The organism is Kitasatospora sp. NPDC091257 (assembly GCF_044757675.1).
GTDB lineage: Bacteria > Actinomycetota > Actinomycetes > Streptomycetales > Streptomycetaceae > Kitasatospora > Kitasatospora lactacystinica.
In genome coordinates, this window is the sequence record NZ_JBIVVI010000132.1 from 1 (window position 1) to 11631 (window position 11631).

General features: G+C 75.6%; 5 protein-coding genes. 2 read left to right on the top strand and 3 right to left on the bottom strand.

All coding sequences use genetic code 11. The features are described 5' to 3' along the window. Nucleotides 1–4: 4 nt before the first annotated feature. Together ACIQOV_RS09025 and ACIQOV_RS09030 are read right to left on the bottom strand one after the other, a co-directional pair. Complete coding sequence (locus ACIQOV_RS09025) at nt 5–190, bottom strand: MbtH family protein (RefSeq protein ID WP_401046573.1); 186 nt, start codon at nt 188–190, stop codon at nt 5–7. Beyond that, nucleotides 187–7467, bottom strand: coding sequence for an amino acid adenylation domain-containing protein (locus tag ACIQOV_RS09030; protein ID WP_401046576.1), 7281 nt, complete (start codon nt 7465–7467; stop codon nt 187–189). The genes ACIQOV_RS09025 and ACIQOV_RS09030 overlap by 4 nt, the downstream gene beginning before the upstream one ends. A 118-nt stretch (nt 7468–7585) precedes the next feature. On the opposite strand from ACIQOV_RS09030, the gene ACIQOV_RS09035 reads away from it, so the two are divergent. Together ACIQOV_RS09035 and ACIQOV_RS09040 are read left to right on the top strand one after the other, a co-directional pair. Then, entirely contained in the window at nt 7586–8812 is a 1227-nt protein-coding gene (locus ACIQOV_RS09035; protein WP_401046579.1) for a M20 family metallopeptidase, read from the top strand. 184 nt (nt 8813–8996) lie between these two features. Then, nucleotides 8997–10610, top strand: coding sequence for a S8 family peptidase (locus ACIQOV_RS09040; protein ID WP_401046582.1), 1614 nt, complete (start codon nt 8997–8999; stop codon nt 10608–10610). Nucleotides 10611–10790: 180 nt separating this feature from the next. Here the strand turns inward: ACIQOV_RS09040 and ACIQOV_RS09045 are convergent. Next, the coding region (locus ACIQOV_RS09045) for a zinc-binding alcohol dehydrogenase family protein (protein WP_401046583.1) at nt 10791–11631 on the bottom strand (841 nt) is incomplete at its 5' end.

The window sequence follows — 11631 nt, forward strand, 5'->3', positions numbered from 1 at the left end:
GGGGTCACAGGGTGGTCCAGTTCGCGGTGATCCACTCCAGGGCGGCCGGGCGCTCGCACGGGCCGTGGGCGATGCTCCAGCCGGCCGGGACGGCGGCGAAGGCGGGCCACAGGGAGTGCTGTCCCCCGGGGTTGACGAGCGCGAGGAACTCGCCGTCGGCGTCGAAGGGGTTGGCGGGGGCGTCACTCATCGGTGGTCTTCTCCATCGTCGGTCTGCTTCGGGAGGTCGGCGAGGTGGTCGGCGATCACGCTCGCGATGTGCGCGATCGGGGCGGGCAGGGTCATGTCCTTGTGGGAGCAGGCCACGTTCGTGTTGGCGATCCGGCCGGACACGTACGGCTCCCAGAGCTCGGGCACCAGGGTGTCGTCGATGGTGTCGACGGTGGCGCGGAAGAACAGCACGTCGCCGTCGAAGCGGCGGTGGTCGTAGCCGCGCACCAGGTGGTTGGTGTTGAGGTAGATCTCGTTCAGCGCGGCCACGGTGGCCTCGTCGAGCCCGGCGAGCGGGCTGCCCTCGCGGCGCAACAGCTCGGTGACGGGGCCGAGTTCGAGCGGACGGCCGTCGAGGTCGGCGGGCCCGAAGCCGCCCATGGTGAGCAGTGCCTCCAGCGCCTCGGCCCGGTCCGGGACGGGCAGCTCGCGGAAGCCCTCGGCGGGGTAGGCGTCCAGGATCGCGAGCAGTTCCACGTCCTGGCCGAGTTCCTGGAGGCGGACGGCCACCGCGTGCGCGATGATCCCGCCGGTGGACCAGCCGAGCAGCCGGTACGGGCCCTCGGGCTGGACCTCGCGCAGCCGGTCGGCGTAGTGCGCGGCCAGCTCCTCCAGGGTGCCGGGCAGCGGCTCGGCAGCGGTGGCGGCGCCGACGCCCTGGGCCTGGAGGCCGTAGATCGGCACCTCGCCGGGCAGGTTGCGGATCAGTCCGGTGTAGCACCAGCCGAGGCCGCCGGCCGGGTGGACGGCGAACAGCGGGCGCTGCCGGCCGGGGGCGACGGGCCGCAGCGGGAGCAGCACGTCCAGGGCGTCGGTGTCCGGTGCGCCCGCCGCGAGGGCGGCGTCCAGGGCCGCCACGGTGGACGCCTGGAACAGGGCGCCGATGCCGACCTCCAGTCCGAGCACCTCGCGGATCCGCCCGGCGAGGCGCACGACCAGCAGCGAGTGCCCGCCGAGCGCGAAGAAGTCGTCCTCGACGCCGACCGAGGCCACGCCCAGCACCTCGACGAACAGTTCGCACAGCTGCTGCTCGCGCGGGGTGCGCGGCGGGCGGCCGGCGCCCGAGGCGGGGGCCTCGGGGGCGGGCAGGGCGCGGCGGTCGAGCTTGCCGTTGGCGGTCAGCGGGAGGCGGTCGAGCAGGACAACGGCGGAGGGCACCATGTGGACGGGCAGTTCGGCGGCGGCGTGGGCGCGCAGCTCGTCCGGGGCGGCGCCGTCGGCCACCGCGTAGCCGACCAGCCGCTTGTCCCCCGGCACGTCCTCCCGGACCACCACGGCGGCGTCGGCGACGGCCGGGTGCGCGGCCAGCACGGCCTCGATCTCGCCGAGTTCGATCCGGAAGCCGCGCAGCTTGACCTGCTGGTCGGCACGGCCGAAGTACTCCAGCACGCCGTCGGCGCGGCGCCGGGCGAGGTCCCCGGAGCGGTACATCCTGGTGCCGCGCTCGCCGAACAGCTCGGCGTACGGGTCGGCGACGAAGCGGGTCGCGGTCAGCTCGGGGCGGCCGAGGTAGCCGCGGGCCAGGCCCGCCCCGGCCACGTACATCTCACCCGTGACGCCGGGCGGGACGGGCTGGAGGTGCTGGTCGAGGACGTAGACCCGGAGGTCGGGGATGTTGACGCCGATGGTGCTGCTGCTCCCGGCGGCGGCGCTCGCCCGGTCGAGGGCGATGTACGAGACGTGCACGGTGGTCTCGGTGATGCCGTACATGTTGACCAGCACGGGGGCGTCCTCGGCGTGCCGGTCGTACCAGTCGTCCAGCCGGGCGAGTTCGAGCGCCTCGCCGCCGAACACCACGTAGCGCAGGGCGAGTTCGCTGCCGGGACGGTCCCGGTCGGCGGCACTGAGCTGGTAGAAGGCGGACGGCGTCTGGTTGAGCACGGTGACCCGCTCGCGGGCGAGCAGCTCCAGGAAGGCCGCCGGGTCGCGGCTGACCAGGTGCGGGACGACGACCAGCCGGCCGCCGTGCAGCAGGGCGCCCCACAGCTCCCAGACCGAGAAGTCGAAGGCGTAGGAGTGGAACAGCGTCCACACGTCCTCGGCTCCGAAGCCGAACCAGTGGTCGGTGGCGCCGAACAGCCGGACCACGTTGCGGTGGGTGACGGGCACGCCCTTGGGCCGGCCGGTGGAGCCGGAGGTGTAGATGACGTAGGCGGTGTCCTCGGCGCGCAGCGGGCGGGTGCGCTCGTGCTGGGCCAGCGGGACGGCCGGGTGGCGCTCGGACTCCGGGCCGTCGACCAGGAGTTGGCGCACCTCGTGGGCGGGCAGCCGGGGCGCGGTGGCCCGGTCGGTGAGCAGGGCGGCGGGGGTGGCGTCGGCCAGCATGTAGGCGAGCCGGTCGGCCGGGTAGTCGGGGTCGAGCGGCAGGTACGCGGCGCCGGACTTGGCCACCGCCAGCAGGGCGACGACCAGTTCGAGCGAGCGCGGCAGGGCGAGCGCGACGATGGTGCCGGGGCCGATTCCCTCGGCGGCCAGCAGCCGGGCCAGCCGGTCGGCGCGGGCCCCGAGTTCGGTGTAGTCGAGCTGCTCGCCCTGGTGACCGACCGCGACGGCGTGGGGGTTGGCGGCGGCGGCCGCCTCGAACAGCTCGGGCAGGGTGGCGTCCGAAGCCGTCGCCACCGACGGGCCGTTCCACTCGATCAGGGCACGCCGCCGTTCCTCCTCGCCGATCAGCGGAAGCCGGCCGATCGGGGTGTCGGGGGCGCTCGCGGCGGCGGTGAGCAGCCTGGTCAGGCGCTCCGCGAGCGCGGCCGCGGTGGCGGCGTCGAAGAGGTCGGTGCGGTACTCCAGGAACCCGCCGATGCCGCCGCCGGGCAGTTCGCCGGCATTGAGGGTGAGGTCGAACTTGGCCGTACCGCTGGGGATCGCGGCGATGTCGGCGGTGAGGCCACCCCCCAGGGCGATCCGCTCGTCCGGGCGGCTCTGCCAGGCGAGCATCACCTGGAACAGCGGGTGGCGGGCGAGCGAGCGGGCCGGGTTGAGCTCCTCGACCAGCCGGTCGAAGGGCAGTTCGGCGTGCTCGTGCGCGGCGAGCACGGTGGCGCGGACCCGGGCGAGCAGCTCCCGGAAGGTGGGGTCGCCGGACGTGTCGGTGCGCAGCACCAGCGAGTTGACGAAGTAGCCGACCAGTGCGGCGGTCTGCTCGTCGTCGCGGCCGGCCACCGGGGTGCCGACCGGGACGTCCGTGCCGGCGCCGTGCCGGGTGAGCAGAGCGGCGAGACCGGCCTGGACGGCCATGAAGACGGTGCTGCCGGCGGCCCGGGCGAGCCCGGCCAGGGCGCTGTGCGCCTCGGCGCCGAGCGCGAAGGGAACGGTGGAGCCCCGGTGGCCCGCCACGGCCGGGCGGGGGCGGTCGAGGGGCAGCTCCAGCTGGTCGGGCAGTCCGGCGAGCGCGGCACGCCAGTGCTCCGCCTGCCGGACGGCGAGCGCGCTGGGCGCCTCGGTGGTGCCGATCCGCTCCCGCTGCCAGGCCGCGTGGTCGGCGTACTGGACGGTGAGCCGCGGCAGTTCGGGGTCCAGTCCGGCGATCCTGGCGGTGTAGGCGGCGGCCAGGTCGCGGAGCAGCGGGGTGGTGGAGGCGCCGTCGCCCGCGATGTGGTGGAGCAGCAGGAGCAGGGTGTGCTGGTCCGCACCGCCGGTGGGCCGGGTGGATCCGCCGGCCGCGGCGGGCCCGGTGAACAATGTGGCGCGCAGCGGGGGTTCGGCGGTCAGGTCGAAGGCATACCGGACGGCCTCGGCCAAGTCGCCGGCGCCGTCGTGGAGTTCGGTGCCCGCAGCGGGCAGGATGCGCTGGTACGGGCTGCCGTCCGCCTCCTCCCCGTAGACGGTGCGCAGGACTTCGTGCCGGGCGACGAGGTCGCCGAGGGCGAGGGTGAGGGCGTGCCGGTCGAGCGGGCCGGTGAGGGTGAGCGCCAGCGGGATGTTGTACGTCGGGCTGGGGCCTTCGAGGCGGTGCAGGAACCAGAGGCCGCGCTGGGCGGGCGAGAGCGGCATCCGCTCGGTGCGCGGCACGGGCACCGGGACGGAACGCCGCTCCTCGGGCTCCGAGGCCGGGCCGGCCGCCCCGCCGAGCAGGGCCGCGAGGCCGGCCGGGGTGGACTGCCGGAACACGTCGGCGAACCCGACCGGGGCGGCGAAGGTGTCGCGCAGCCGGGCGGCCAGGCGGCCGGCGAGCAGCGAGTGGCCGCCGAGGTCGAAGAAGGAGGCGTCCCGGCCGGGCGCCTGCGGCAGACCGAGGACCTCGGCGAACAGGCCGCAGACCAGTTCCTCCTGGGGTGTGGCCGCCGCCGTGCCCTCGGTGGTGACGGCCGGCTCGGGCAGGGCGCGGTGGTCGAGCTTGTCGTGGGCGGTGCGCGGCAGTTCGTCCAGCAGCAGGACGGCCACCGGGACCATGTGCGCGGGCAGCCGGGCGGCGAGCGCGGCGCGCAGCCCGTCCGGGTCGGGCCTGCTGCCGCTCTCCGGGACGGCGTAGCCGAGCAGCCGCTTGCCCTGCGGTCCGGGGCGGGCGATCACCACGGCCTGGGCGACGCCGGGCAGTTCGGCGAGGACGGCGGCGATCTCGCCGGGTTCGATCCGGAAGCCGCGGATCTTCACCTGGTCGTCGGCCCGGCCGAGGAACTCCAGGGTGCCGTCGGGGCGGCGCCGGGCGAGGTCGCCGGTGCGGTACATCCGGCCGCCGGGCGGGCCGAACGGGTCGGCGAGGAAGCGTTCGGCGGTGAGGTCGGGGCGGCCGAGGTAGCCGCGGGCCAGGCAGGCGCCGGCCACGTACAGCTCGCCGGTAACGCCGTCGGGAGCGGGGCGCAGCGAGCCGTCCAGGACGTAGGCGCGCGAGCCGCGCACCACCCGGCCGCGCGGGGCGCCGTCCGGGCCCGGGGTCCAGGCGTAGGCGTCGACGGTGGTCTCGGTCGGTCCGTAGAGGTCGACCGGGTGCAGGCCGGGGACGGCGGTGAGGCGCTGCCAGAGGGCGGGCGGGGTGGCCTCGCCGCCGACCACGAGGACGGACGGGCGGTGCCGCCCCTCGTCCAGGATGCCTTCGGCGAGCAGGACTTCGAGGTAGGAGGGGGTGAGGTCGAGGTAGTCGATGCGCTCCCGGTCGAGGTGGGCGGCGAGCGCGGCCGGGTCGCGGTAGGTCGCGTCGTCCAGCAGGTGGAGCTCGTGGCCGTGGACCATCCAGAGCACCGGGTCCCAGGAGGCGTCGAAGGCGAAGGAGGCGCTGTGGGCGACGCGCAGCCGGTCCCGGCCGGTGCGGCGCACGGCGGGGGCGACGTGGTCCTCGCCGAGGCCGGCGTGCAGGTTGGCCAGCGAGGCGTGGGTGACCACCACGCCCTTGGGGCGGCCGGTGGAGCCCGAGGTGTGCAGCACGTAGGCGGGCTGGTCGAGTCGCGGGGCGGGCAGGGCGGGCACGGGCTCGCGGTCGGGCCCGGGTTCGCCGTCGGACCCGGGCTCACCGCTGGGCCCGGCGTCGGCGGCTTCCGGCCGGACGGTGGGCAGGCCGGCGGGCAGGTCGAGCCCGGCGAGGGACTCGGCGGTGGCGACCGCGCAGACCGGGCGGGCGTCGGCCAGGACGGCGGCCAGGCGCTGCGCGGGGTGGGCGAGGTCGAGGGAGACGCAGGCACCGCCCGCCTTGAGGACGGCGAGCATCGCGACCAGGGTGTCGGTGCCGCGCGGCAGGGCGATCGCGACCGGCGCCCCGGCCCGGACGCCCAGGGCGGTCAGGCGGTGGGCGAGCCGGTCGGCGGCGGCGTCGAGCTGCCGGTAGGTCAGCGCGCTCGAACCGGAGCGGACGGCGACGGCATCCGGGGTGCGGGCTGCCCGGGCGGCGAACAGCTCGGGCACGGTCCGCTCGGCCGGGGGCTCGGTGCGGCCCTCGGTGGCGCGGCGCAGGCCGTCCGGGTCGAGCAGGTCGATCCGGGCGATCGGCGTCCGCGGGTCGGTGAGCAGCAGCTCGGCGAGGGCGTCGAGGTAGCGCAGCAGGCCGTCGCGGTGGGCGGCGAGCGAGGCGGGCCCGTAGCGGGCCGGGTCGGCGTCGATGACCAGGCGCAGCCCGCCGTCCGGGCCGGGCGAGACGTTCAGGGCGAGGTCGTCCACCGGGCCGGCGGCGAGGTTGCGGACGGTGCCGGGCAGGCCGGCCAGGTCGAGGTCGCTCTCGAAGGCCTTGATGTTGACCATCGGGCCGAACAGGGCGCGGCGGTCGCCGGTGCGGCCGAGGTCGCGGCGCAGTTCCTCCAGGGGGTAGCGCTGGTGGCGGCGGACGGCGCGCAGCTCGCGGACCACGGCGCGCAGCAGTGCCTCGGCGCTGTCGGCGGGGTGCACGGCAAGGCGCAGCGGGAGCACGTTGGCGGCGGCCACGGGGGTGCGCAGGGCGGCCGGACCGCGCCGGTTGGCGAGCGGCAGGCCGAGGACCACGTCCTGGGCGCCGGTCAGGCGGTGCAGGTATCCGGCGGCGGCGGCGAGGAGCAGTTCGGCCCACGTGGCGCGGACGGCGTCGGCGGCGCGTTCCAGGCGGTCGCGGGTGCCGGCGGGCAGGTCGGCGGCGAGGCGGACCGCCTCGCCGGGCACGGCGTCCCGGTCGCCGGCCGCGGGTTCGGGCGTTCCCGGGAGGGCGGCCGGGGTGTCGGCGCCGGCCATCCGGGCGGACCAGTGGGCGCGGTCGGCCTCGTACTGCGTGCTCCCCCGGTACGCGGCCTCCTCGGCGGCGGCCTCGGCGAGTCCGGCGAAGGGGTTCGGGGCGGGTTCGGCTCCGGTGACGCGGGCGGCGTAGAGGGCGGCGATCCGCTCGCCGAGGAGGGTCAACGCGTAGGCGTCGACGGCGAGGTGGTGGATGCGGCGGTACCAGATCCGGCGGTCCTCGGCGAGGCGGATCAGCGCGTGGGTGAACAGCGGGCCCTCGGCGAGGTCGGCCGGGCGGGCGAGGTCGGCGCGCATCCAGGCCTCGGCCTCGGCGGCCGGGTCGGCGGCGGCGCGCAGGTCGAGGCGGTGCAGCGGCCAGCGGCGGCCGGGGCGCAGCCGCTGGCGCGGCGTGCCGTCCGGGCCGGTGACGACGACGGCGCTCAGTGCCTGGGCCTCGTCCACCGCCTGCCGCAGCGCTTGTTCGAACCGGTCCTCGTCGAGCGGGCCGGTGATCTCGACCGCGTCGCCGGTGTTGTAGACCGGGCTCGCGGGGTCGAGGGCCTGGGCGTACCAGATCGCGGCCTGGGCGGCGAGCAGGGGGACGTCGGCGGTCTGGCTGTCGGCGATCTGGGTTTCGACGGCAGGCATGGGGTGGAGAGCTCCTCGGGGATCCGGACGCCTTACTTAGGTTAGCCTAATCTAACTTCATATGATCTGGTCAACGGCCCCGCACGGACGGGCCCCTGACAACCCGGAGACGCCACCCATGCCCCTGACCGAGCCGCCGACCAGTCCCCCCGCCGAGGCCAAGCAGGCCGTGCGCGACCGCGTCCACGCCCACCGGGCCGAGCTGCTCGCACTCAGCCGCCGCATCCACGCCCACCCCGAGACCGCCTTCGAGGAGCACCTCGCGACCGCCTGGTGCGCCGAACTGCTGCGCGCACACGGCTACTCGGTCACCGCACCCGCCCACGGCCTGGCCACCGCGTTCGACGCGCGCCTCGGCAGCGGACCGGTCACCGTCGCGCTGGTCTGCGAGTACGACGCACTGCCCGACCTCGGCCACGCCTGCGGGCACAACCTGATCGCCGCCGCCGGGATCGGCGCCGCCCTCGGGCTCGCCCCGCACGCGGACCGGCTCGGGCTCACCGTCCGGGTGATCGGCGCTCCGGCCGAGGAACGCGGGGCCGGCAAGGCGCTGCTGCTGGAGGCCGGGGCGTTCGACGGGGTGGACGCCGCGATGATGGTCCACCCCTGCCCCGTCGAGATCGCCGACTTCCACTCCTTCGCGCTCGGCACACTGTCCGTCCGCTACACCGGGCGGGCCGCCCACCCGAGCCTCGACCCCCACCGGGGGCGCAACGCCGCCGACGCGCTCACCGTCGCCCAGGTCGCCATCGGACTGCTGCGCCAGCAACTCCCGCCGCAGTGGCGGGTGCACGGCATCACCACGGCGGCCGGGACGGCGCCGAACCTGATCCCGGACAGCGCGAGCGCCGAGTACGAGATCCGGGCCTCGGCGGCGGAGGACCTCGCCGAGCTGCGCTCCCGGGTCGAGGACTGCTTCCGCGCCGGGGCGCTCGCCACCGGCTGCGAGGTGGAACTGACCCGACCCGAGCCGGACTACCTGGACATGCGCTCCGACGCCCGGTTGCTGGCACTGTGGCGGGCCAACGCGGCGGCGCTCGGCCGGCCGGAACCGGTCGAGAGCGGACCCTTCGCCTGTACGGACATGGGGAACGTGTCACACGCGGTGCCGTCCATCCATCCGGTGCTGGACATCACCGGCGGCGCCTGCGCCCCGCACGAGGCGGCCTTCGCCGAGGCGGCGCTGGGCGTGGAGGCGGAGCGGGCGGTGCTGGACGGCGCGGTGGCGATGGCGTGGACGGCGGTGGACCTGGCGGTGGACCAGTCGGTGGACCAGGCGGTGGACCAGGCGGTGGACCAGGCAGCGCGTTCAGCGACCGAGGCCGCGGCGGGCGGGCCGCGCTGACCGACGGGGGGCGGCCGACAACTTTCAGCGAACAGATGATGAAATCTGTCATCTGAACTCTGTTCGCTGAAAGTCGTCACCCGAAGTCCGTCCGCGTCCGCACTCCGTAGCGCCCGGCCGCCCGCCCTCACCCGCCGCCGCGGGCACCGCGGCCGGCTGGGCCGCCGGCACCCGCGCCTACCTGGTGATCAGCGCCCCCGCCGACATCGCCGCCGCCAAGACCGCCGTCGCCGCCAAGGGCGGTACGGTCTTCGCGAGTTACGACGCGATCGGCGTCATCGTCGCCCACTCCACCAGCGCCGGCTTCGCCGCCGAGCTGCGGACCGTCACCGGCATCCAGCAGGTCGGCGCGACCCGCACCTCCGACGTGCCCGCCGACGCGTACAACCCGGCCCTGCCCGCCAACCCCGCCCAGGCGGCCACCACGCTCACCGAGTCCAACCGCTGGGACATGACCCAGATCAAGGCCGACCAGGCCTGGAACGTCACCACCGGCTCCCCGTCCGTCAAGGTCGGCGTGCTCGACACCGGCGTGGACGACCAGCACCAGGACCTCGCACCGAACTTCGACGCCGCCGACTCGGCCTCCTGCGCCTACGGCAAGCCCGACACCCGCACCGGCGCCTGGCGCGACGTGGACACCCACGGCACCCACGTCGCCGGCACCATCGCGGCCGCGAAGAACGGCAAGGGCGTCATCGGCGTCGCACCGGGCGTGAAGATCGCCTCGGTCCGGATCGCCGAGCCGACCAGCACCCTCTTCTACGCCGAGAACACCGTCTGCGGCTTCGTCTGGGCCGGCGACCACGGCTTCAAGGTCACCAACAACAGCTACTACACCGACCCCTGGCAGTTCAACTGCCCGAACGACCTCGACCAGGCGGCCATCATCGAGGGCGTCAAGCGCGCCCAGGAGTACGCCGAGGGCAAGGGCTCGCTGCAGGTCGCGGCGGCCGGCAACTCCAACTACGACCTGGCCAACAAGACCACCGACAGCGAGAGCCCGAACGACTCCACCAAGGTCACCCGGACCATCAGCAACGCCTGCCTCGACATCCCCACCGAACTCCCCGGCGTGGTGACCGTCGCTGCCACGGGCAGCGGCAGCGGCAAGGCCTCCTACTCCAACTTCGGCCGGGGCGTCATCGACGTCGCGGCGCCCGGCGGCGACGGCGCCACCGGCGTCTACTCGACCCTGCCCGGCGGCAAGTACGGCACCAAGAGCGGCACCTCGATGGCCTCCCCGCACGTCACCGGGGTGGCCGCGCTGATCGCGAGCACCAACCCGTCGCTCACCCCGGCGGACATCCGGGCCCGGCTGGCGAGCCAGGCCAACGACCTGGCCTGCCCCGCCTCCGACAGCCGCTGCACCGGCACCACCGCCGTCAACGGCTTCTTCGGCGAGGGCCAGGTCGACGCGCTGAAGGCGGTCGGCGGTGCCACCCCGCCCACCGGCACGTACATCGAGAACACCGCCGACGTGGCGATCCCCGACAACACCACGGTGGAGAGCCCGATCACCGTCACCGGCGTCAGCGGCAACGCCCCGGCGGCGCTCAAGGTCGGCGTGGACATCAAGCACACCTACCGCGGCGACCTCGTCCTCTCCCTGGTCGCGCCCGACGGCACGGTCTACCTCCTGGAGGACTTCCCGAACAGCGACAGCACCGACAACGTCGCCAAGACCTACACCGTCAACGCCGCCGCGAGTGCGGCGAACGGCACCTGGAAGCTCCGGGTGAAGGACGGCGCCTCCGGCGACACCGGCACGATCGACGCCTGGAACCTCACCTTCTGAACCTCCTGACCCCGCCGTTCCCCGGCCGCCCGACGCCCGAGCGCGTCGGGCGGCCGGATCGCGTGCGGGACGCCGACACCACCGGGGCGGCGTGCCCGGCGATCCCGTGGCTGCCCGGGCCTTCGCCGGGTACGGCGGCTGTCGCAGGCACCGACCGGGCGGGCGGAGGCCCGCGTCGGGCTACTCCGGGACGAGTACCGCGACCCCCGTCACGCGGTCCGCGGCGAGGTCCGCGAGCACCGCGTCGGCACGGCGCAGGGGGTAGCGGCTGACGTGGACCACCGGGCGGGTGCGGGCCGCCTCGGCCAGGAAGGCCAGCCCGTCGGCCCGGGTGTTGGCGGTGACGCTGCGCAGGGTGCGTTCCTGGAAGAGGTGTCGCCGGTAGTTCAGCTCCGGGATGTCGGTGAGGTGGATGCCGGCCACGGCGAGCGTGCCGCCGCGGTCCAGCGCGGTGAGGGCGACGGGCACGAGTTCGCCGACCGGTGCGAACAGGATGGCGGCGTCCAGCGGTTGCGGGGGCGGGTCGTAGGAGTCGCCGGCGAAGACGGCGCCGAGGTCCAGCGCCAGCCGGCGGGCCGCCGCGGCCCGGGTGAACACGGCCACCCGGGCGCCCCGGGCGAGGGCGAGCTGGGCGGTCAGGTGCGCGGACGCGCCGAAGCCGTAGATGCCGAGCAGCCCGCCCGCCGGGAGTTCGGCCCGTTCCAGGGCGCGGTAGCCGATGATCCCGGCGCACAGCAGCGGGGCCAGCTCCTCGGCGGGCGGGCCCTCGGGCAGCCGGTAGGCGAAGCGGGCGTCCGCGGTGAGGTGTCCGGCGTAGCCGCCGTGCCGGTCCCAGCCGGTGTAGCGCGACGCGGGGCAGAGGTTCTCCCGCCCGCTGCGGCAGTACCCGCAGCTGCCGCAGGTCCGGGCCAGCCAGGCCACCCCGGCCCGGTCCCCGACGGCGAAGCCCTCGACCCCGACCCCCGCCGCCAGCACGCGCCCGACCACCTCGTGCCCGGGCGTGCACCGGGCCAGCCTGGGG

What these genes read in the sequence shown, in the direction of transcription:
- ACIQOV_RS09035 (WP_401046579.1), top strand. Translation starts at nt 7,586, where the DNA reads ATGCCCCTGACCGAGCCGCCGACCAGTCCCCCCGCCGAGGCCAAGCAG.
- ACIQOV_RS09030 (WP_401046576.1), bottom strand. Translation starts at nt 7,467, where the DNA reads ATGCCTGCCGTCGAAACCCAGATCGCCGACAGCCAGACCGCCGACGTC.
- ACIQOV_RS09025 (WP_401046573.1), bottom strand. Translation starts at nt 190, where the DNA reads ATGAGTGACGCCCCCGCCAACCCCTTCGACGCCGACGGCGAGTTCCTC.